This is a genomic window from Paenibacillus sp. J22R3, from assembly GCF_056269305.1.
The window spans coordinates 221,842-244,590 of record NZ_JBWDNS010000005.1; the positions used below are offsets into that span (position 1 = coordinate 221,842).

18 protein-coding genes and 1 riboswitch are annotated in these 22,749 nt (G+C 53.5%); of the genes, 5 read left to right on the forward strand and 13 right to left on the reverse strand.

Features of this window, described 5'->3' with window-relative positions:
* Positions 1–52: 52 nt before the first annotated feature.
* Genes AC0YN4_RS22225 through AC0YN4_RS22235 form a run of 3 tightly spaced genes read right to left on the reverse strand, consistent with a single transcriptional unit; the run spans position 53 to position 1,877 of the window.
* The gene (locus AC0YN4_RS22225) at positions 53–1,006 is read right to left on the reverse strand and encodes a DUF4097 family beta strand repeat-containing protein (protein WP_475782661.1); all 954 of its coding nucleotides are present in this window, start codon (positions 1,004–1,006) and stop codon (positions 53–55) included.
* Positions 1,003–1,560 carry an HAAS signaling domain-containing protein gene (locus tag AC0YN4_RS22230; protein WP_475782662.1) on the reverse strand — a complete coding sequence of 186 codons (558 nt, stop codon included), beginning with the start codon at positions 1,558–1,560 and terminating at the stop codon, positions 1,003–1,005. The genes AC0YN4_RS22225 and AC0YN4_RS22230 overlap by 4 nt, the downstream gene beginning before the upstream one ends.
* A complete protein-coding gene (locus tag AC0YN4_RS22235; RefSeq protein WP_091224208.1) occupies positions 1,557–1,877 on the reverse strand; it encodes a PadR family transcriptional regulator in 321 nt (106 codons plus the stop codon). Before AC0YN4_RS22235 ends, AC0YN4_RS22230 begins: the two co-directional genes overlap by 4 nt.
* A gap of 218 nt (positions 1,878–2,095) precedes the next feature.
* On the opposite strand from AC0YN4_RS22235, the gene AC0YN4_RS22240 reads away from it, so the two are divergent.
* Positions 2,096–2,974: an aldose epimerase family protein gene (locus AC0YN4_RS22240; RefSeq protein ID WP_475782663.1), complete on the forward strand. Its 879-nt coding sequence runs from the start codon at positions 2,096–2,098 to the stop codon at positions 2,972–2,974.
* A gap of 658 nt (positions 2,975–3,632) precedes the next feature.
* Here the strand turns inward: AC0YN4_RS22240 and AC0YN4_RS22245 are convergent.
* Together AC0YN4_RS22245 and AC0YN4_RS22250 are read right to left on the reverse strand one after the other, a co-directional pair.
* Entirely contained in the window at positions 3,633–4,682 is a 1,050-nt protein-coding gene (locus AC0YN4_RS22245; protein ID WP_475782664.1) for a TRM11 family SAM-dependent methyltransferase, read from the reverse strand.
* Between the two features lie 39 nt (positions 4,683–4,721).
* A complete protein-coding gene (locus AC0YN4_RS22250; RefSeq protein WP_475782665.1) occupies positions 4,722–5,630 on the reverse strand; it encodes an ArsR/SmtB family transcription factor in 909 nt (302 codons plus the stop codon).
* A gap of 194 nt (positions 5,631–5,824) precedes the next feature.
* Between AC0YN4_RS22250 and arfA the strand changes: the two genes are divergently transcribed.
* Positions 5,825–7,333 (forward strand): arabinosylfuranosidase ArfA, encoded by a 1,509-nt coding sequence (gene arfA / locus AC0YN4_RS22255; RefSeq protein WP_475782666.1) that lies wholly within the window; start codon positions 5,825–5,827, stop codon positions 7,331–7,333.
* Positions 7,334–7,404: 71 nt separating this feature from the next.
* On the opposite strand, the gene AC0YN4_RS22260 is transcribed toward arfA, so the two are convergent.
* Positions 7,405–8,529, reverse strand: coding sequence for an alpha/beta hydrolase family protein (locus AC0YN4_RS22260; protein WP_475782667.1), 1,125 nt, complete (start codon positions 8,527–8,529; stop codon positions 7,405–7,407).
* 98 nt (positions 8,530–8,627) lie between these two features.
* Here AC0YN4_RS22260 and AC0YN4_RS22265 point away from each other — a divergent pair, with 98 nt between their 5' ends.
* Genes AC0YN4_RS22265 through AC0YN4_RS22275 form a run of 3 tightly spaced genes read left to right on the forward strand, consistent with a single transcriptional unit; the run spans position 8,628 to position 12,123 of the window.
* Positions 8,628–9,968 carry a spore germination protein gene (locus tag AC0YN4_RS22265; RefSeq protein WP_475782668.1) on the forward strand — a complete coding sequence of 447 codons (1,341 nt, stop codon included), beginning with the start codon at positions 8,628–8,630 and terminating at the stop codon, positions 9,966–9,968.
* A gap of 20 nt (positions 9,969–9,988) precedes the next feature.
* On the forward strand, positions 9,989–11,059 hold the full coding sequence (locus tag AC0YN4_RS22270) for a GerAB/ArcD/ProY family transporter (protein WP_475836807.1): 1,071 nt from the start codon (positions 9,989–9,991) through the stop codon (positions 11,057–11,059).
* A complete protein-coding gene (locus tag AC0YN4_RS22275) occupies positions 11,056–12,123 on the forward strand; it encodes a Ger(x)C family spore germination protein (protein ID WP_475782669.1) in 1,068 nt (355 codons plus the stop codon). The genes AC0YN4_RS22270 and AC0YN4_RS22275 overlap by 4 nt, the downstream gene beginning before the upstream one ends.
* 137 nt (positions 12,124–12,260) lie before the next feature.
* Here the strand turns inward: AC0YN4_RS22275 and glpK are convergent, their stop codons facing one another.
* The 7 genes from glpK to AC0YN4_RS22310 form a co-directional block, all read right to left on the reverse strand.
* Positions 12,261–13,769, reverse strand: a complete 1,509-nt coding sequence (gene glpK / locus AC0YN4_RS22280) for a glycerol kinase GlpK (protein ID WP_475782670.1) — start codon at positions 13,767–13,769, stop codon at positions 12,261–12,263.
* Between the two features lie 36 nt (positions 13,770–13,805).
* Positions 13,806–15,698, reverse strand: a complete 1,893-nt coding sequence (locus AC0YN4_RS22285) for a glycerol-3-phosphate dehydrogenase/oxidase (RefSeq protein WP_475782671.1) — start codon at positions 15,696–15,698, stop codon at positions 13,806–13,808.
* A 45-nt stretch (positions 15,699–15,743) separates the two neighbouring features.
* Positions 15,744–16,577, reverse strand: a complete 834-nt coding sequence (locus AC0YN4_RS22290) for a carbohydrate ABC transporter permease (RefSeq protein ID WP_475782672.1) — start codon at positions 16,575–16,577, stop codon at positions 15,744–15,746.
* Between the two features lie 16 nt (positions 16,578–16,593).
* Entirely contained in the window at positions 16,594–17,475 is an 882-nt protein-coding gene (locus tag AC0YN4_RS22295) for a carbohydrate ABC transporter permease (RefSeq protein WP_475782673.1), read from the reverse strand.
* A gap of 143 nt (positions 17,476–17,618) precedes the next feature.
* The gene (locus AC0YN4_RS22300) at positions 17,619–18,959 is read right to left on the reverse strand and encodes an ABC transporter substrate-binding protein (RefSeq protein ID WP_475782674.1); all 1,341 of its coding nucleotides are present in this window, start codon (positions 18,957–18,959) and stop codon (positions 17,619–17,621) included.
* A 98-nt stretch (positions 18,960–19,057) separates the two neighbouring features.
* Positions 19,058–20,701, reverse strand: a complete 1,644-nt coding sequence (locus tag AC0YN4_RS22305; protein ID WP_475782675.1) for a response regulator — start codon at positions 20,699–20,701, stop codon at positions 19,058–19,060.
* Positions 20,676–22,559 carry a sensor histidine kinase gene (locus tag AC0YN4_RS22310; protein ID WP_475836808.1) on the reverse strand — a complete coding sequence of 628 codons (1,884 nt, stop codon included), beginning with the start codon at positions 22,557–22,559 and terminating at the stop codon, positions 20,676–20,678. The genes AC0YN4_RS22305 and AC0YN4_RS22310 overlap by 26 nt, the downstream gene beginning before the upstream one ends.
* Positions 22,560–22,654: 95 nt before the next feature.
* Positions 22,655–22,740, forward strand: a riboswitch (ZMP/ZTP riboswitch).
* Positions 22,741–22,749: the final 9 nt, after the last annotated feature.

The window sequence follows — 22,749 nt, forward strand, 5'->3', positions numbered from 1 at the left end:
AGAAAATAGGGCTCCGCTTGCTTGAATAAGCAATAGGAACCCTATAATTGTTCTACTTGGGGCCAACCGATAAATCGCCGGATCCTGTATGAATATGCACTGGAATGGATCCATTGCCGAAGAGCAGAACGTCGCGATCATCCTTGTCCGTCGACTGCTCACCGCCATCCCAATCATTATCGAGGCTGCCAGAGCCGTGACTAAACGTTATGCGTGCCGATGTCGGCTGCTCATCTGTCTGAATCGAAACATCACCGCTGCCGGTCTCCAGATCCACAGGCTGTTCGAGTTCTTTCTGAATCAGATCGATATCGCCGCTGTTCGTTTCGATTTGAAGCTCTGCAGCACTATCCGTTAGTTCGACATCACCGCTGCCGACGTCAACCGTGAACTTCTTCGCCTTCAGGCCTTCCGTGGAAACATTACCTGAGCCTGCGTTCACCGCAATAAGATCCGTTGCCGTAACATCAGCGAAGCTTATGTTCCCGCTGCCGATCTCGGCTTCAATGGATTGCGCGTTCAACTGCTGGAGTGTCATATCCCCTGAACCGGTTTGCAGATTAATGCGGTCCACTTTCAACTGCGCCATATCAATATCTCCGCTGCCTCCATCAAACATCAGCTTCCGATACTGCTGCTCCGGCAGCTCTAACCGCAAATCCAGATTAAGAATGTTAATGCCAATCGTAAAGCCGACTCCATCCTGGACGGAAACCCGAAGGACATTGCCTTCTCTCTGAAGCTCCAGTTTTAATTTATCCCGATACTTCTTGCTGGCGCGGCCTGTCAGCTCTGCCTTCACTTCATTATTGGAGCTCGGGACGATGGTGATATCTAAGCTGCCGGTATCGATCTCAACCTCTTCAATGCCGTCACCGGCCACCGATTGCTCCTGAGTCACCTTCTCCGTTCCAAGGGAGAGCGCTCCGTCTTTGCGGAATGTGCCGAAGGCGCCGATCAAACCGACAACGAGCAGTATCAATGCGACAACGATCCAATTTCTCATCCTTTTTTCACCCTTATCACTCTGGAATTAAATTTCAAATAACTCAAGGTCATCTTGGCAAAAGCTCGTGTCAACCAATGCGCGCCTGCACCTATCAGCATCCCGAGCGCAATTAGCACCATGGAGAGGAAGGTTCCTTGCAGAAGCGTAATTCCGCCTCCAAATGCGCCTTCATAGATCGCCATTATGGAGGAGAGTCCGACTGCAATAGCTGTCGCCCATATCGCAACCAGTACGCCAAGCAGTCCGACGTAAGGGCCCAGCACGAAAACGAGATTGAAGAAACCTAAGCTGACTGCGGCGAGTACAGCTCGTGATACGAGCGTGATGCTTCCGCTCTTAATCGAAGCTTGATCGACGCGATAATTGAGCATCAGCTCCTTCGCAATCAGACGCGGATCGCCAAGCTCGTCGGCTGCTTCCGCTTCCGATCGACCATGCTCGGCTGCCATGCGAAAATGTTCTTCATAATCGTACATCCACTCCCTGCGAAGCGACTCCGGCACAGGTGACAGCAGCTCCCACAGCTGTCCCAAATACTGCTCTCTGATCATCGTTCGACACCCTCCTTAATCAATTCATCCACTGCGACGGAGAATGTCCGCCATTCACTGATTAGCCCCATGAGATGCGTATGCCCTTTAGGCGTGAGTTTGTAATATTTGCGCGGAGGACCTTCAGATGATTCTTTAAGATAGGTTGAAAAATAACCCTCCTGCGTCAAGCGGCTAAGCAGTGGATAAACACTGCCGACAGCGACCTCGAACTTCGCGGACATGGTGACCGCAAGCTCGTAACCATATCGGTCCTCCCAAGCGGTCAACGCAAGAACGCACAAATCGAGCACGCCTTTCTTAAACTGTACATTCATAGTCAACGCTCCTATACCATATCGTTAGGTATTCATTAATGTAGAATAGCTGATCAAAAAAAATGTTCCTGCTGCTATAGTATATCGTTGAGTATTCATTTATGCAATATAGCGTTTGAAAAATAGTTGTTTGCCCATGGAGAAGCTCTGTCGTTTTAGTACACCGCTGCAATATGGTATGCTTGTTCGCAAATAACCATACTTAGGAGGCTTCCACAATGAGTCAGAACCGCTATGAAGTACAATCACAACACGATGGAACATATACAATATACACGTTGACGGATTCCGTCACGAATTCTTCGGTTACGATCTGTCCTGAGCGAGGTGCGATTGCAACCAGCTGCATGCTGGGCGGCGAGGAGCTGTTCTATCTTGATAAAGCGACCTACCTTGATCCGGAGGCGAATATCCGCGGCGGTAATCCGATTCTTTTCCCGATCTGCGGTCAGCTGCCCGGCGGGCAATATGAATGGAATGGCACGGTTTATTCGATGCGTAATCACGGTGTTGCGCGGAATCGTGCTTGGGAAGTTGTTAGCGACTCCGATGCGGGCGAAGCCGCAGTGACGGTACGTTTGCGCAGCAGCGAGGCAACACTGACCGAGTATCCTTGGCAGTTTGAGCTGTTGTTCACTTATGCGCTCGTTGAAGGCGAGCTGCAAATCCGCCAGACGTACAGCAACCTGTCGGACTCTCCGATGCCGTTCTATGCGGGATTCCATCCGTACTTCCGTTCGGAGTCGAAGGATCTGGTGTATGGCACGGATGCGACGCGTTATTTGGATTATAACGACAATGAGGTTAAATCCATCGACGGCGTGATCTCACTTGATGGCTTGAAAGAATCCGTCGCTTTGCTTGATGCTGATGCGCGTTCCATTACCTTCCCCGGCCCCGATGGCCGTGGAACCGTTTCGTTAGCTTACAGTGATGCGTTCAAATACGTGGTGCTGTGGCAGGTGAACGGCTCCCCGTTCGTCTGCGTCGAGCCATGGATGGCACTGAACGGCGAGCTGGTGAGCAGAGATGAACTCCCGATGCTGGAGGCCGGCGGGAAGATGGAGCTGTTCGTGAAGATCGGGTACAGCGGGTAGGAAGCTGCTGATCTAAATCGGGTACAGCGATTAGGAACGTCATTAGCGAAGAAGGGCCAGACATCCTGCGGATGTCCGGCCCTTCTTCTTATTATTGGCTCGCCGACTGAGTGGCCCTTGCGCTGTCGGGCCATTTGGCGTAGGTGAGGCGCATGTATGAGCGGTACTGTGTACCTCTCTTCAGCCGATATCCACCATTCCCGGCGCATGAGAGGTACCACGTACCTCACTTGCCCGCAATAACCTCGATAGCTGCTCATGAGCGGTAACCGTTACCTCTCACACCCACCAAAAGTTACTCCAAACCGATCTTCAACTAATTATGCCGTATCTGCTTCATTCGTCGCTTTCCCACCATAGTGCTGCTATGAAAACAACTCTCCGGGCAGACTTCTGCACGAAAATTCGCTGCTTCCGCTTCCATGTAGACCTCTGGGTAGGCTTCTTCCTCGAAATTAGATGCTTTGGCTTCCATGTAGACCTCTGGGTATGCTTCTTATACTTAGGAGCTACTCTTGTGTTGTCCTGGGTTCTACTCTTTCGCCGAACTCACCATTTCACCACCAATGTGTTGTCCTGGGAGCCACTCTGAAAGTTAACTTCCACCACTCCGCATTATCTACTTTGCTCGACACCTCCAACCTTTGCACCGCCTGAGCTATTGCACGCGGCAGGCTATGACTTGCCGCTCGAACTTGCCCTTGCGGACGATGCAGCGGTCGGTGATGGTGAAGCCGACTTCCGCAATATCTTCGTCGATGTGCTCCGTCGTGACGATGATGACGCGCTTCGCCAAGCGGCCCGCGCTGCGGAGCATAGCCACCCGCTCCGCAGACGGCAGCTTCGAGCACAGATTGTAAGGCAGATCGATGATCGCCGAATCGAAGGCGCGTCGATTGCCGCCAGACCCTGTGCCACCTGACGCTGCGTCGCCAGCCCCCCGTGAGAGTAAATCACTCGGTTCTAGCGTCGTCATATCCGCGAGCTTGACCACGTCCGGCATGCCGAAGTGAGCCAGATTAATACGGGCTCCCTTCAACGCCAGCGGGTTATTGTCGAAGCCAACGATGGAGATGCCCATCGACAATGCCTCGATAATGACCGTGCCGATGCCGCAGCATGGGTCGACCACCTGCTCATCCGTCGTCGGCGCGGCAATATTCACGACTGCCCGTGCCACACGCGTACTAAGCGCAGTGGAATACGGCTGCGGTTTATCGTTGTACTTTAGCCACAGCGCCTCGCTTTTCTCATACTCCCCGAATAGGTAGCGTCCATCCGCGTAGGCTACGCCAAATAACCGATCGGGCCGCCGCATCTCCGCTTTGCCAACGATCTGCCAGCCGATCTCCTTCTCGATCGCCCGCTGGCGGTCGAAATCAAACGACACACGCTCATCGCCGCCCCCGACAAACACGACTTTGAACGTTCTTCCCTCAAGCCGAACGGCATCCGCAACCTGTGCTGCAATACCGGCAGAGTCGTCTGCTTCGAGCCCAATACTGAGTTTCCCGCGGATAAACGGACTTCTCCCCGGTTCTATGTTTTTATCGCTTATCACACAACCATTATCTGGATCGAAGCCGAATAACGAGCGAATTTCCATATCACATAAGTCCGACTCATCCTCATGAGACGTGACCGGATAATAAAACCGATCTCCGGGTAGCTCTTCAACCGCCCCTAAACCTTTTACCACTTTTTGCACATTTTCACCCTCATCACCTAGCTGCTAAACACCTTAATATTACTGTCCCAAACTGCGGTAGGTTCGAAATACGATCGATTGATTGTAGTTGCCGAAGCCTTCACCGTAGATGGTCAATCCGCCGACGTGCTCGGCACCTTCCGGTACAGCCAGTCGGAGCAGCCAATCATTACGCGTCATCACAATATCCTGCAGCGACACATTCGACAAGCGCTGACCATCGATGAACGTCCCGTGGTTCGTAACCCGAATCACTTTAAGCCAGCCATATTGATTGACACTCCACCAAGAAGGGGTCAAGCGGCCGCGCCCTTCGCCGGAATCGCCGGGACTGGTCCAGACGCCAAGCAGCGTATCGTTTAAATGAAAATGAATGTCTGATGGCCAGTCCACGCGGACACCCGGGTATTCCGAGCCGATCTCAACCGAGATCTCAATTTCCTCGAGTGCTTGCCCCTGCAGCACATAATTGGGGATGCGGTATTCCACATACCCTTTGCCAAACCACAAAATTTGCGCGTGCATCCGTTCCGGTTCCATGAAATAACGCGGATCATCGAATTGGCCGATGATGTGCTCGGAGGTTGCAAGACCACAGGTAGGATGCACCTCGAAAGCGGTATAGTGGCCTACCGGAATCGACACCTCATGATACTCCCGTTTCGGCTCAACAGTCTGCGGAATGGTAATTTCCACGTGGCCGGCAGCAAGCGAACAGATTTTGTGCGTACCGCCTCCTCGCCGAACAAGCTTGGTCTCGATGAGACCGCCTTTCTCCAGCTTCTTGGCGTGCATGGTCAAGATCGCGCTGCTTAAGCCGAGTGCAGCTGCAAGCTCCTTAATATTCATAGGCTGCACCGTAAGAAGCTCCAGGATGCGCAGTCGCACATCACTTGCAAGCGCTTCGTAAAGAGGGAGCCATTTGCGGTCCAGGTTCGCTTTGATCATCGTGTACGGTCCTTCCGTCTCGCTTTAGTTAACAGATATATTAATTCAATTCCTGCAAAAAGAAAAGCTTGCACGTGCCACCCGAATTGCGGTTTAATTAGCGGTAGATGGATCTATTATATATTAATTAATTAATTATTTCATTAATCCAATGCAATCCAATCCAATTCAATGATGAAGAGGTGAATCCCCGCATGTCACTGAAAGCGAAAATGATAGTCGATAAGGATTTTACGATTGGCGAGGTCGATCCACGGATATTCGGTTCGTTCGTCGAGCATCTGGGGCGCGCGGTATACGGGGGAATTTATGAGCCGGGTCATGCGACTGCGGATGAGCAAGGCTTTCGCGGCGATGTGCTGGAGCTGATCAAAGGCATCGATGTACCGGTCGTTCGGTACCCGGGAGGAAACTTCGTCTCCGGCTATAACTGGGAGGATGGCGTTGGACCGATCGAGCTGCGCCCAAGGCGCCTTGAACTCGCATGGCGGACCATTGAACCGAATTTGTTCGGGCTCAATGAGTTTGTGGACTGGTGCCGCAAAGCGAACACTGCGCCGATGATGGCCGTCAATCTGGGAACGCGCGGTCCCGATGAAGCACGTCAACTTGTCGAATATGCCAACCATCCCTCCGGTTCGCAATTAAGCGACCTGCGCATTGCACATGGTTATAAACAGCCGCACGGCATCAAAACCTGGTGTCTGGGCAACGAGATGGACGGACCTTGGCAAATCGGGGCCAAAACCGCCACAGAGTATGGCCGAATCGCCGCCGAGAGCGCGAAGGTAATGAAATGGGTGGACCCTTCCATAGAAGTGGTTGCCTGCGGCAGCTCCAACCTCGGCATGGCTACGTTCCCAGAGTGGGAGCGCACGGTGCTGGACCTTTGCTACAATGAGGTCGACTACATCTCCCTGCACCAATACTACGGCAACAGGGACAAAGATACGTCGAACTTCTTGGCCCAATCCATGGGTATGGATTCCTTCATCAATACCGTCATCTCCACCTGCGACTACGTACAAGCGACGAAACGAAGCAAGAAACGGATGAATCTCTCCTTCGATGAGTGGAACGTGTGGTATCACTCCAACGAGGCCGACTCCCGTATCGAGCCATGGTCCATTGCACCGCCGCAGCTCGAAGATGTTTATAATCACGAGGATGCGCTGCTTGTCGGAAGCATGCTGATCAGTATGTTAAAGCGAGCCGATCGCGTCAAAATGGCCTGCCTCGCGCAGCTCGTTAACGTTATCGCGCCAATTATGACGGCAAACGGCGGCGGAGCTTGGAAGCAGACCATCTATTATCCTTATATGCACGCTAGTATTTTCGGACGCGGTACGGTCCTTGTGCCCCTTACTTCTTCGCCGAAATATGATGCAAAAGATTACACCGACGTCCCGTACCTTGACGCGGTTGCCGTACACAATACGGAGGCCGGCGAAGTAACGGTGTTTGCCGTTAACCGCCACTTAAGCGAATCGCTGCCGCTCGAAATCGATCTGCGCAGCTTCGGCGAAGCTCGTATCCTTGAGCATATCGTGCTGGAAAGCGATGACTTGAAAGCCGCTAATACACTGGAAGCGCCAAACCGTGTCGCTCCTCATACCGGCGGCAATGCAGTTATTGAAGGCAGCGGCGTGGCAGCATCCCTCGGCAAAGCGTCATGGAATGTGATTCGACTTAAGCTGGCGTAAAGCGCAGCAGCAATAAACAAGAGCAGGCGGATACTTCTGACTACGAAGTACCCGTCTGCTCTTTCTTTTTCCTATAATCGACCGTCTGCAAAAGCTAAAATATACGTCCAATCCACCTCGGTCAAATCATGCTTGCCCGCGCGAATATGATAGCCGCAGCGCTCGGTATACAGCGGTGTATCCAGCTCCGGAAACGGCTCTGCCGCCAGTCCGTCAGCCTCGAACAACCGGTACGCGGGCTCTGCTTGCTGCAAGGATAGATACTCGGATGCCGGATCAGCCCACTCATCTTCCGCCGCGCTCGAAACATAGAGCAGCCGCGGTGCAATCAGCGCTAGCAGCATATGCTGATCAACCGGCAGCTCATCCTCGCGTTCATTGTAGCTTTTATAGTTCTCCGAGAACCAATGCGGGAAGTACGAGTTAATCTGATGAACGCGCTCCCCGACTTTCCCCCGCGAAATCGCCGCGCCGGTGCAGCCGGACTCATTGCTGACGACCATTGCAAAACGTTCGTCGAGCGCGCCGGCCCAGAGCGCGGTTTTGCCCCCGCGAGAATGGCCGATGACGGCAACCCGGGCCGAATCGACGTCCGGATCCGTCTCCAAATAGTCCATGGCGCGGCTAAGCCCCCACGCCCATGCGGAGATCGTGCCCCATGAATCCCCGGCGCGAGGGCGATCCTTCGGATCAAACAACCCGTGCACCCCGTTACGGAAGCCATCATGCTCGTCGGGATCGATGTCCTCGGCGGCAATCATCGCCGTGCCATACCCGCTGTCGATAATTTGCTCCACCGGCCAGAAAGGCGTGGAAGGCGATTCTCCTTCCCGCACCGCAGACAGCCTGCCGTGATCGAGCAGCAGAAACACGGGCCACCGCTTCTTCTCGGCTCCGCCAGAATCGGCAGGAACATACAAGGTTAAGCGAATGCGGCCTTGGCCGCCGCTTTCTCCTTCGCCATCCCCTACGAAATGTATATCGATGTTCTTGCGGACGGCCTTGCCATCTAAGCACGGCTCTTGCGCAGCAACGGCGAAGATCATCCATTGCGGCCGACTCACCGGCTGCCTGCCGTAAACATGCTCAGCGAATAGCTCAAGCAGCTCGGGCCTGCGCCGCTCCTTCCATTCCCCTGCCGAATCGATTTCTTTGCCATCAAGACTGACCAGAAGCTGCGGTATCGAACGTTCCACGGATTGTTCCTCCTTTGATAGCTGCATATGCCGTAATACATTCGACCCGGTGCATATTTTTCCTCCGCTTGGAAAAAAATACTTCGAGAGGTGTAGCTATGGAAGCCTATGTCGAAACGCTGCAAAAGCAAACAAAAACCCAGCACGACTTAAGAATCGATCAGCTCCAAGTGGGATCGATCACACTGTGGATGGCCGGCTACGAATCCCTTGTGAACTGGGAGGAAACCATTTCGTTTATCTCGAACTGCGGCATCGGCACGGATTCCGGCTTCGAGGAAATCTGCGCGCGCTTATTAGGGCAAGCTTGGACACCTGCTACTATGGATCTTTTGCTGCAGGGGAAGGTCGTCTTGATCGACGCGACGGCAAATCGCGCATTCAGTTTTCAAGGCAAGCTCAAGCAGCTCGAACGTGCCATTGATAAAGCGGAAAACGAGTTCCTCCCCTTCTCGTCAGCGATCGCCTTCATGGAGCCCTTAACCACCAACATGGGCATTCTGCGCAGAACGATTGATTCAACCGAGCTCCAGATCGAGATTCTTCACTTCCAAGGTGTTGCTCAGAAGCAAGCTGCCTTGGTGTATCTATCGGAAGACGTGGATCGAGATTTGCTCGAAACCGCCAAGAATGCCTTGAAGAAGGCTTCGAAGCAAGACGTCCGGAACGGACAGGACCTCATCCGCATCTTCGGCCAAAGCCGCTATCATTTGTTGTCTCCTTATCATAAAACGGAGCTGCCCGGACAAGCCGTCGCTTCCATGATGCAAGGCAGAGTCCTTCTGCTGATCGACGGCGAGCCGACCGCGTACGTGCTTCCATTGGTATTCAGTGATTTCATTGCATTGGAATGGGACAGACAATTCCCTATACCCATCATGCTGCTCCTGCGCGGCTTGCGCTTGCTCAGCATTCTGGTCGCACTGCTGATACCAGGGCTATATGTAGCTCTTGTATCCGTTAATCCCGAGACGCTGCGGATCGAGCTCGCCCTTTCAATCGCCGAAAGCCGGATCGGCATACCGCTGCCGACGTTTCTCGAGATGCTGCTGCTTCTAATAATCAGCGAAATCATCATCGAAGCGACGCAGCGTCTGCCCAAAACCATCGCATCGACGAACTGCTTGATCGGCGGCATTATTCTCGGCCAGGCCATCGTTGACGCCAAGCTCGTAAGCAACCTCGTCATCATCGTGCTTGCAGCCTCGGTGACGGCTCATTTTGCTTTTCCAAACTACTTGAATACGCTGATCGTGCGGATGCTGCGGTCAGGGGTCGTTATCCTTTCGGGCGTATTCGGGATCTTCGGCTTATTCGTCGCCTTTATCGCCATCTGCTACTACGTGTGCAGCCTGGAGCGGTTTGGCGTTCCGTTCATGGATTTTCTCTCTGCGAAAGAAGCAAGAACAATGACTCCAAGAAAGAAGTGTCGCAATTGATGCATCGATGGGTCGCCACTATGACTGCTCCTATATTCTTTATAGCCGCCCACTGCAGCATCCTGTTTGCCGCCTTTACGCGTTCGATGCTGGAAACGACCGAATACGGCCATTGGGAGCCTGTATGCTTGAGTATGGGGATCGAACTGTTACTCCTTCTGCTGCTGCTGCTGGGGTTCCGCAAAGCCGGGAACAAAGATTACGCCGACCTGTTTCTGCCCCTTGGCAAATGGATTAGCGCCGCGTTGATCGTGCCGCTGACCGGGTTCATCATGCTTATTCCGATTTTGGCGCTGCGTTATTTTGCCGAACTGATGATTATCGTTTTTATCTCGAGCTCACCGCTTCACGTCATCTTGGCTGTGCTCTGCCTGCTTATGTTCTTCGGAGCATCAATCGGACCGCAGGGCATTATGAGAGGCAGCACCCTACTCACGTTAATTAACTTTCCTGTGCTGTTATTCGCCATATTCGCATGCTTTCAAAATGCCAAATTCGTGCGCGTTTACCCGCTTATCAATCCGAGTATGGACTTTTTGTCGAATAGCACCTTTTTAATAACGCTGTTCTCGATCTGTCCGTTCCTGCTTCTAGGCATGCTGCCTCCCGTGTGCAAGGTGAAGATACGGCCAATCTTAATCAGCTTCGTCTTAATATCGTTGCTGCACGTTGTCGTCCTGTATATTCCAATCGTCATTTATGGCCTCAATGCGGCGAAGATTATGAATTTCCCGCTCATGACCAGCTTCGACTCCGTTAATATTACATGGACGGTGTTCAACCGGATTTCGCTGTTTTATGCCGTTGCGCTGCTTGCATTCGTCATGACGCTCAGTTCGTTCTCTCTGTGGTCTTCCGCGCTCCTGATTCGCAAGATGATTCCGGCTTGGCGCGAGACCTACATCCGGATTTCTCTTAGCCTCGTTGTCTTCATAATCAGCTTCGTCATTCCAAGCTGGAACGATTACATCCGGGTCTTTGCCGCCGATACGTGGTTCCGCCTGTTGATTTACGCGGTCATTCCGATCGCCGTCTTCTTACGGGGAAGATCGATTGCCGCTCAGGAGGGAAAGCGGGTTTTGACTGAATGATGCGCCGGGCACGTACAGCTGTGTTGTTGCTCCTCTGCATGCTCTCCTTAACCGCCTGCTGGGACATCAAAGATGTAAACCATCGCATGCTTCCTATCGTGATGGGCATCTCTTACGGGGAGGCAAAGAAATATCGGGTTTTTATTCAAGTTCCGCTTCCGTATGGCCGAAAGCTCATATCCAAGGTGCATTACGAGGAGGCCGACACGATCAGCAAAGCGCTGACCCAAATCGATACCAACATCGAAGCCGGCATCGACTTCATGCATCTGCAGCTGGTTTTGTTCGACCGCAAAGTCGCCGTAGACGGCATCCGGGACGAAATGGCTTATATGATACGAAGCCAGCATATGCCGACGAAAGCGCTTGTGGCCATCACCTCGCAAAATATAGAGCAATTTCTCAATCATACCGGAAAATCCATCCAGACTGACGGAAGCGCATTAATGAATTTTTTCAATAAGAACGCCGGCTGGAGCCCCGAAATCAATCTTGCCTACCTCTGGGAAACCTTCGGCGCCATCCACTCGGATACGCAGGATGTCACGATTCCGATTCTGCAATCGGGCAAATCGACCATGATGGAATTCGTTGGTTCGGCCATCATGTCGAAGGAAAAAATGGTGGGCGAAATTTCGCAGGAGCAATCGCTGCTGGTGAACTTATACGACGAGCTGTTCCAAGGCTCCGTAGTCGAAACCGCCCATCAAGCCAGCGTGTCCATCGTCAATTGCGATAATCGTCTTCGCACGTCTTGGCGGGACGGAAAGCCCGTGCTGAATATGCGCTTGAAGCTGTCGCTGCATCTGCTCGAGAACAACGGCAACATGTCCGAGCAGCAAATCGAAAGCGCGTTATCGGAGGCGATGGAGAAACGGTACAAGCAATTATTCAAGAAGCTGCAAGCCAGCAAATCGGATTCGCTGGGGACGGGCGAAATTTTCCGGAACAAGTTGGCCTTCTCCAAGCTCAAGCTATGGCGCGAAACGTATTACCCCCGGCTCATACCGGAAATCAAGGTAAAATGTGTCATTACGAATACGGGCGACATCCAGGAAAATTAGCCGCTTTATGATCGGCTCTCTTAAGTAGAAAAAATGACGGCGCTAATATCTCTGCGCCGTCATTTTTTTTATTTGGATACCGCTACTTGTTGTTAGTTCGCTGCTTTCCCGCCAATGTGGGGTACCTGGTACCCAGCCTACAGCTGATAGCCGACGGCTCTCTTCCAGCCCCCGTATACTTCACCGCGCCACGCTTCATCAAGCTCCGGTTCGAAGGTGCGATCGAGCGCCCATAATCCGCGCAGCTCATCCATGCCGCTCCAGAACCCTACGCCGAGCCCGGCCAGATATGCGGCGCCAAGCGCAGTCGTTTCAAGCAGAACCGGCCTAATGACAGATACGCCGAGCAAATCGGCTTGGAATTGCATGAGCAGCCCATTCGCAACTGCCCCACCGTCTACCCGCAGCTCCGTCAGCGGCAATCCGGACTCCTCGGTCATCGTGTTCAGCACGTCCGCCGTCTGATACGCAATTGACTCGAGCGCCGCGCGCACCAGATGAGCCGAAGTCGCGCCGCGGGTAAGACCTGTGATCATGCCGCGCGCATCCGCGTTCCAATACGGCGTGCCAAGCCCGGTAAACGCGGGCACGAAGTAGACGCCAAGCGTATCCGCGACCGACGCGGCCAGCGCTTCGCTGTCTGATGCATGCGCAATCAGACCGAGCCCGTCGCGCAGCCACTGCATGACGGAGCCTGCCGTGAACACGCTGCCTTCGAGCGCGTAGGTAGTCCGGCCGTCAATCTGCCACGCAATCGTCGTGAGCAGCCCTTTCGCCGATGCAACCGGCGCGTCGCCGGTGTTCTTGAGCAGGAAGCAGCCCGTCCCGTACGTATTCTTCGCCATGCCGGTATCGAAGCAGCCCTGCCCGAACAGCGCGGCTTGCTGATCGCCTGCCACGCCTGCGATCGGAATCCCCGCTGCTTGCGAGCTCGAACCTGCTGCATCGCCGCCTGCTCCATCGCCAAGCGAACGCGTATACCCGAATATGCCGCTGGACGGCTTCACCTCCGGCAGCATGGCAGCCGGAATACCGAGCTTCGCCAAGATGTCGGCATCCCATTCCAGCGTATGAATGTTATACAGCATCGTCCGCGACGCATTGGAAACATCCGTAGCATGCACGGCACCTTCCGTCAGCTTCCAGATCAGCCAGCTGTCTATCGTTCCGGCCAGCGCTTGCCCCTGCTCCGCTTGCTCGCGAAGCCCCGGCACGGTATCCAGCAGCCACTTCAGCTTCGTGCCGGAGAAATACGGATCGAGCAGCAGGCCGGTTCGCGCGCGCACCTCATCCTCCCAGCCATCGGCTTTCAGCGCTTCGCATAGCGCGCTCGTCCGGCGGCACTGCCATACGATCGCAGGATGAAGCGGCTCGCCGGTTTGGGCGTCCCAGACCACAAGCGTTTCACGCTGATTCGTAATCCCGATCGCGCGAATCTGCTCCACGCCAACGCCGGCCGCCGCATCCCGCATCACTTGCAGCTGCTTCTGCCAAATCTCATTTGCATCCTGTTCCACCCAACCAGCCTGCGGGAATACAGAGGCAAACTCGTGCTGCGCGGATCCGGCAGCACGCCCTTGCTCATCAAACAGGATCGCCCGGCAGGAGGTCGTTCCCTCGTCCAAAGCTAATATATAGCGCTCCATTGTCTTCGCTCCCCGTTACAAGCCTTCACCTTCAACCTATTCTTGCACCAATTCGGGAAATTCCGTAACCGCCTTGAATTCCGCCTGCACGCGGGCCAATTCCGCCTTGCCCTGTGCATCATTCCAGCCAAAGCGCTGCCCCATCAATCGAAGGACAGGCTGTACCAGCGTTTCTGCCCGTTTGCGGTCAAACAATATCATACTCGTCCGCCGCAGCAGGAAATCAACCGCGCTGCAGGTCATCTCTTCCTCAATCGCGTAATCGAGCTCCGCTCGCAAGGTGCGATCCCAATTAATAGATGCTCCTCCGAACCCGGAGGAAGCCTGCCCCGCAGCCGCAGATCCAGCCGCTCCAGTCGCGCCAACCGCCACCGTAATACGTCCAGCCACCGCTTTGGTCGCTGCCGGAGCCGGCCCTTTTGCCGAAGCTCCCGCTCCTGCGCCAGCCGAGCCGCCGGCTCCGGTCGATCCTGCCATCGCCACAACGCCGGCAGCTCCCGCAGCAACACCGGAGTCCCCGCTGTCCGCTTCCCGAAGCGCGGAATAACGCGCCAATAAATGCGCGGCATTGCTGCCATATCGCGCAATCCAGATCTTCAAATCCTCCTGCGGCACACCTAGCTTCAATCCTTGGTTCAGCAATTCCGCACGAAGCTCGTCGAACGAACGATACCCGCCATAATCGCCGCCGGAGAGCATTTCATCCCCTGTCGTGCAGCGGCCGAACTTCCGTCCGGTACCGCGTTTAATCTCATCTGCGACGAGATCCACGACCTTCTCGGCCATTTTGCGGAAGCCTGTCAGCTTGCCGCCTGCGATTGTAATAAGCCCTTTCTCCGAAATGAACATTTCGTCCTTCCGGGAAATTTCCGAGGGGCTCTTTCCATCTTCGTGAATGAGCGGCCGAACTCCTGCCCAGCATGACTCTACATCCGCTTCCGTAAGCTTCGCCGTAGGAAAAGCGGCATTCGCCGCATGTAACAGATAACCGCGGTCCGCGCGCGTCGTCACAACGGAACCGGGTTCGCCGTGATAGAACGTATCCGTCGTCCCGATATAGGTTTTGCCGTCCCGCGGAATGATGAAGATCATCCGGCCATCCGGCACATCGATATAAACCGCCTGCTGCACCGGCAGTCGCTCACCGCCTACAACCAAATGCACGCCCTTGGTCAACAGCAGCCTTTTGCCCGTCACTTCGCCGTCCAGTCTGCGCACATGATCGACCCAAGGACCTGCCGCATTCACGATCTTCCGCGCATAGACGTCATAATGCTTGCCGCTGCGCACATCCGCAATTCGAGCGCCGCACACGACGCCGTCTCGATACAGCATCTCTTCCACTTTGGCATAGTTCACGATCTCCGCGCCATGCCGATGAGCGGTCTTCATCACCTCAAGCGTCAGCCTCGCATCGTCGGTCCGGTACTCATAATAGTAGCCCGAACCGCGCAGTCCCTCCCGCTTCAGCAGCGGCTCCAGCGCTTCCGTTTGCTCACGCCGATACATTTTACGCCGCTCCGCACGCTTAACGCCTGCAAGTCTGTCATAAATATACAAGCCAATGGAAGAAGCCAAATACCCGTAGGTGCCGCCTTTATAAACCGGCATCAGCATCGGTGTCGGCGTCACGACATGCGGCGCATGCTTGTGCAGCAGCGCCCGTTCGCGACCTACCTCGGCAACCAGCTTAACTTCACCTTGCTTCAAATATCGCAGTCCGCCATGCACCAGCTTGGTCGAGCGGCTGCTCGTACCTTGCGCAAAATCGCCCATCTCCACAAGACCTGTCCGAAGACCGCGCCGCGATGCATCCCACGCGATGCCGGCCCCCGTAATGCCGCCCCCGATGATAAGCACATCGAGCAGCTCCGATGACATTCGCTCTAGACGCGCCGCCCGGTGCTCCACCGAGAAAGATTCGCCCATGCCGTTCATTCCCCCTTTACCGTACATCCGAAATAAATGGAATCATTACCCCTTAACCGCCGAACCGACCGTAAGCGCATTTTCCACTTGCTCGCTAAAGAGCATATACATCAGCAATGTCGGCAAGCTGGCAATCGTCATCGCCGCGCCCATCGCACCCCAGTCCGTCGTGAATTGACCTTGGAAGAAGAGTAAGCCAAGCGGCAATGTTTTCAAAGACTCTTTAGTTATCAGTATAAGCGCAATAGGAAATTCATTCCACGCAGCCAGAAATACGAAAATGATCATCGTCGCAACCGCAGGTCGTATAATCGGCAACATAATGCTGAAGAACGCCCGATAGATCGATGCCCCGTCGATGCAAGCCGATTCTTCGAGTTCAACCGGAATACTGCGGAAGAAACCGTAGAACACCAAGGTGGCAAAAGAAAGATTGAACGCAATATAAGGAACAATCAGCGTGGCATAGGAATTCGCCAGATGAAAGTCGCGCATCAGAATCGCGAGCGGAATCATAATGACCTGCACCGGTACAAACATCCCGATCGTCATATAGACTCTGGCTGCTCCGCTAAGCCGCCATTTCATACGAGCGACCGCATACGCGAACAGCACCGCAAGCGATAGACTTCCGACAACCGTAGCTATCGATACAATAACGCTATTCGTAAAGTACTGCGGCACATTAAAGCTTCGCCAAGCGGTCACATAATTCTCGAAACGGAAATGCGTCGGCAATCCAAACGGATTGGTGACGAAGATCTCATTATTGTCTTTGAGCGAGTACGCGATCATCCAGAACAAAGGATAAATAGAGAGCAAGGCGTACAACCAAATCATCAGATTGGACACGGGGTGCTTCAGTTTGAACATTCTCATAGGTGACATCTCCTTCCTAGTATACGATGGGATCGCGCGCGATAAGCCGGTTAATCAGCAGCGTAATCACCAAACATTCAATAACGAGAAATGCTGCCGAGGCGCTGCCATAACCAAACTCGCCTACCCGGAACGCCGAACGATACATCATGTAAGTGAGCGTATACGTTGTTGTGCCCGGACCGCCGCCAGTCATAATGAACATGTTGGCAAAAGCATTCAAGCCGCCCGTAAGCGCCAGCACCAAGCAGAACTTATAGGTTTCAGAGAGCAGAGGAATCGTAATGCGGGCATGGGCCTGCAGCTTGTTGGCTCCATCGATCCGTGCCGCTTCCATGTAATGCTCCGGCACTGATTTGACTGCCGCGAGCAGCAGCGCGAAGTGATACCCCATGTACTGCCAGGCATTAACGGCTGCAAGTGCAAAGATCGCTGTCTTCTCATTCGTCAGCCAATCCTGCCGATACGAGAGGCCAAGCGCCTCGAACAGCTTGTTCAGCAAACCATACTCACCGTTGTACATCGCAAGCCACAGCTGACACACGACCGTGATCGACAGCACGACGGGAATAAATACGCTGATCCGCACGAATTTACGGCCGCGCATCGCAATTTCCGCTACGGCGAAGGCAAGCAGCGTGCCGATAATAATCTGCACAACCGCAATAACTACCGCAAACATCGCACCGTTATACACGGATGTTCGGAATATGCGGTCATGGAACAATCGCTTATAGTTGTCGAGGAAGATGAACTTCCCTTGGGTCAAACCGTCCCAATCCAGCAAGCTTCGGTAGAAGACCTGCACGACAGGATAGAACACAACAACGGTATATAGTAAAAGGGCCGGTAAAATAAACAGTAGAATTGCCGTCTTGTTGCCCAGGTATTTTCTCATGCCGCCACTTCCTTTGTTATGAAATCATCCGTTTAGAGAAGAAAAACCCATACCGGGAAGCCGGCATGGGTTTTTCCGGTTAAAGCTTACGCGCCGCACCGCTATCGGACGGCGCTTCAAACCTCATGTTTCAAGCCGCTTCCTTACTTCGAAGCTTCAATTGCACTGTCAACGTCTTGCACGAACTGATCTGCCGTATAGTTGCCTGTCATCAAATTCTGCGAAGCATCCTCAATCGCCGCTTTAAACTTCGGATTGCTCAGACCCCATGCGAACGAGGTTGTTTTCATGTTCGGAATATCTGTAGCCAGCTGCTCCATGATCGTCGGGAATTTGTTGATGATCGCTTTATCGACCTTCGTTGCCACGAACGGCGTACCGCGCTCGGTGTATTTGTACTCCGCATACTTCTCTGCGATGAACGCTGCTACTTTCGCCGCAAGCTCTGGGTCTTTCGTTGCCGAGCTGACCGCGTAGCCGCCAGGACCGCCGCCGCCGCTGAAGTTCAATTTGGCACCATCATACGCCGCTGCATCCGCTGCCGGGATGTACATGTAGCCCAATTTGTCGCCAAGCGCTTTGGTCGAGGCATCGATTTCCCACTGACCGTTGACGAACATCGCCGCTTTTCCTTCATGGAACAGCGCTGCCGCTTGGTCGTAGTTGAGGTTCGTTGCGCCTTTCGGCAGCAAGCCTGCACGTACAAGCGTTACGATTTGCTCCGCTGCTTGCTTGAACGCCGGATCGCTTGCTTTTGCCTCGCCTTTGTCCAGCTTCGTAATGCCCGCCGGCTCCGTGCGAGTCGCGAACATATCGAACAGGGCAACGGTCGGCCATTTCTCTTTCGCAAATAGGGAGAGCGGTGTAATACCTTTCTCATTGAATGCTTTAACGGCCGTCATCAGCTCATCGTAGGTTGTCGGCACCTTCACGTTATTGGTCTCGAAGAGCTCCTTGTTGTAGAACATCAGCGCCAGCTCATTGCCGGCATACGGGAAGGCGTAGATATGGCCGTCTTCCGTGACGAGCGTATTCATGGCACTCGGCTGCATTTTGTCCTTGAAACCGAATTTGTCGGCATATTGGTCAAGCTCCAGAATGTTGCCTGATTTCTTCATCGTATTGATAATATCAAGACCCGCTTGGAAAATATCCGGCAAATTGCCTGTCGCTGCATACGTTTTGAGCTTCTGTCCATCATCTTGCGCCTGCACGTCAAGCTCCAGCTCCACATTCGGCATTTCCTTCTTCAGCTCAGCGACTGCATAATCGTAAGGCTTCTTCGTATCGTCATCCGCATATTGCGCGTAAATCCGCAGCTTAACCGGCTCTGTATTCTCGGCTGGCGCGTTTGTGCCTTCTTCTGCCGGCTTGTTGTTGCTGCCCGTATTCGTCGCATTCTTGTCTGTGTCGTTATTCGAGCCGCAGGCCGCCAAACTTGTTACCATCACAGCTGAAATAAGCATTAGTGTCCATTTTTTCATCTTTAATACCCTCCCCTAATACTGTGTGCATCCCTTACGTTTCTCATTATAAAATGCCCTTTCACCCCCGATAATGGAAAAAACGATGGCGTTTTGTATTATCCGCGCATCGTTTCATTCCCTTTTATCCGATTCTCGTATTCGCTCGGCGACCAACCGAAGAACTTCTTGAAGCTTTTGCTGAAGTAGCTGCCGTCGCTGTATCCGATACTCTCCGCGATATCCGACAGCTTGCGGTTGCCTGCTCCGAGCAGCTCCTTCGCTTTATTCATCCGAATATGCGTAATGTAATCCGTGACGGTCATCCCGTTCTCTTTCTTAAACACGGCGCGCAAGTAGCTGGCGTTGATGAACACATGCTGGGCAACCTTCTCTACGCCAAGCTCGGCATCGCCGTATTGCTCTTCGATGAAGGTTTTGGCCGCCTGGGCTATAATAGACGACCGTGTCTTCTTGTAACGCCTCGTATAGTGAACGGCCTTGGTGAACAGCTCCTTCATCCACCGCTCGGCTTCGTCTATGGAGGCCAGCTCGCGGATTTCGTGATACGGGAAGAAATGCTCACCGAAGCAATCCTCAATCGGCTGACCCGCTTCGCTGACATAACCGAGACAGACCGATACGAGGCTCATGCAGATTACGTAGGTATAGTCGATCGACAGCTTCTTCTCCCGGATCAGCCGGAACAGCTCGCTTAGCTTAGCCTCAATTCTCACATCATCTTGTGCACGCAGCAGCAGCTGCAGCTCATCGCCAAGCTCCGGCGGATATTGCACGCCTGTTCCTTCCTTCGAGATATGCTGCCCGAAGGCGATGACGCGGTCATTACCCAGCACAAACTTGTTCTGCAGCGCCGTTAGCGCCTCTTCGTAAGAGCAGCGTATGCCGCTAATTCCGCTATAGATTTGGCCAACGCCGATCGTAATCGTGAGTTTCAAATATCGCTTAATCAGCATGCACAGCTTCTCGAACGGCTCCAGCTTCGGAAGCTCCGGCTGCGGCGATTGCGAAGTAACTGCAGCAGCCCCAGCACCGTGCGCCAAGCCATACAGACAGATAATTCGCCCTTCCGGTCCATTGAAGATAACAGGCTTCCCGCCGGAATCCTCCATCGCTTCGGCAAGAATGTTGGTCACGGCATATTTCCATAGCAGCCGTTCGCTGACCTCGCCCCACTTGCGATCAATCTCATCGATCTCGATACAAGCGACCGCATAAGCTTTGGCATCCAGCCGCAGCTGATAGGAGCTGAGCTGCTGCAGAAGCACATCCTCATGTTCGGCTAATTCTCCGCTGACCAGCCGGTTCAGCACGCTCTCCTTCATCAGCTGCAAATTCTTCAGATGCGTCGACTGCTCTTCCCTCTGTTTGCGGTGATGCTCCTGCAGCTTCAGCAGCGTAAGCGTCAGCTCATCCTTGGAGAATGGCTTTAAGATATAGTCCTCGACACCGAGCTTCAGCGCACGCCTCGCATAGTCGAATTCATTATGTCCCGTGATCAGCACGATGCTGATGCCGGGGTAATCTTCCTTCAAACGCTGAGCCAGCTCCAGCCCATCCATGAATGGCATCGTAATATCGACAAGCGCGATATCCGGCGTTATCTTCCGGGCGATTTCGAGCGCTTCAAGCCCGTTCTTCGCTTCACCAATGATTCGATAGCCATATAACTCCCAGTCCAGCACCGTGCGCAAATACTCGCGGAAGATCGACTCATCATCTGCGATCAGTAAATTCAACATGTTTGCCGCCTCCCGTCTCTTCCTGCTGCTCCATTGGCAATCGTACTTGTATCTCTGTTCCCACGCCGGGTTCACTGATCAGCGTCAGTCCATACCCCTCGCCAAAATACAACTTAATCCGGCTGTCCACGCTGCGCATCCCGAACGAGCTCCCCGTATTTCCGGCAGCGGACAACGGCGCGACTGCCGATGTCTTGGCGGTATCCGCGCTTGGCTGCAGCAAGGTCTCCAGGCGGTGCTGCGGAATTCCGACTCCGTCGTCCTTCACGGTGAGCAGCAAATCCTGCCCTTCGATGCCGCCTGTCACGATGAGGTGGCCAAACTCCCCCTTCGTCTTCAGGCCATGATAGATGGCATTCTCCACGAGCGGCTGCAGCGTCAGTTTCAGCACCGTGCAGGAGAGCACTTCCGGCTGCACGTCGATTTGGTAATCAAACACATCGGCATACCGAATTCGCTGAATGGCCAAATAATCGCGCAGTCCCTGCAGCTCATCCTGAAGGGGAATCGCCTCTTTCCCCTGGCTTAAGACGATCCGGTAATAGTCGGCGAGCGATTTGGTTGTGCGCTGCACATCCTTGACCCGCCCGATCTCCGAGAGGGTATAAATGACATCGAGCGTATTGTATAAGAAATGAGGCTTTATTTGAGATTGAATCAGAGCAAGCTCATACTCCCGTTTCTTCTTCTGCTCGAACCGCACATTATCCAGTAACTGATTAATGCGAGTAAGCATCGTATTAAAGCCGGATGCGAGCAGCCCCAGCTCGTCATTCGATTTGACCGGCAGTTGGATGGTAAAATTCCCTTCTTTCACCAGCTTCATATACTTGGTCAGCAGCACGATAGGCCTGGCAATGAGTCGATTCAGAATGCCGGCACCCATCAGCGCGAACAAGAAGCAGAAGAAGCCGATCGTCATAATGAGCGCCGTGATTTTGCGATTATCTGCTGTCAACGCGTTAAACGGCTCCATGGAGATCAGCTTCCAGCCGAACTTCGGCATCTCCGAGCTGATCACAAGCAGCTTGTCCCCTTGGAACCGATCGATTGTCGAGCCGCTGTTCGTCTCATTGATCCACTGCCGCAGCGCCTGATCTTCAACGGGCTTCAGCAGCTGTTCCTTGTCTGTCGAGGAGACGATCGTTCCGGCTTGATCGGTCAGCATGTAGCTGCCGCTCTGGTCCGTACCGATGTTATTGTAAATCGCCGAGAGCGATTGTTCCTTCACATTAAGCACCAACAGACCGAGCTCCTGGCCGGTGTAGATGTTGTTGATTTTCTTACCCACCGTAAGCACCGGCTCATCTGCCCCGAGTGTAAGAAAGTTTCTCTTATCCATCGGAAACCAGATGTTCTGACCAGTCGTTTCCCGAATGCGCTTCAGCATTGCGGTTTGCAGAAGTGTCTCCGGCTGCGGCTCACCCGCGTTCTCAATCGCAGCCGAGGTGCCATAGATCGTGCCATAGGTATCAATGAATGCAGCGCTCTCGACATCCGGGAAGACGAGCAGCGCAAAACTAAGCTGATTGGTAATCAAGGTCGACAGCAGCAGCGAGCGCTCCCGGCTGATTTCCCCTTTGTTATGGTCTTGAATGACGCGGTTTAAGTTAATCGTCAAGATATTCGCGCAGCTCTCCGCATTCGTCATGATCCCATTCATTCGCGTGATGATCAGCGAGGAGTTGTCGCTCACGTTACTGATCGTCTTATCGACGATCGCATTCGTATAAATGCTGTTGGACGCAAAACCCAGCACAAGCAGCGGCACAATGATAAGCGGAATATAAATGGCGATGATTTTGTTGCGAATCACTTGATTCCGCAGCCAATTGGGATAGAACCAGTTTATCAGCACAGTTGCTTTGCTCCTTTCGCATGTTCCCAATATCCAGCAACATTATAGCACAGCCCTGTTCAAAGACACCTCTGCATGCTACACTCTAGGAAAATAACGCTGCATGCAACTGGCGAAATCAGTGGAATGAACCACGAGGGAGCATGCGGATCGAAATACACCGTTCGCCTGGGGAGAAGTATTTGCGGCT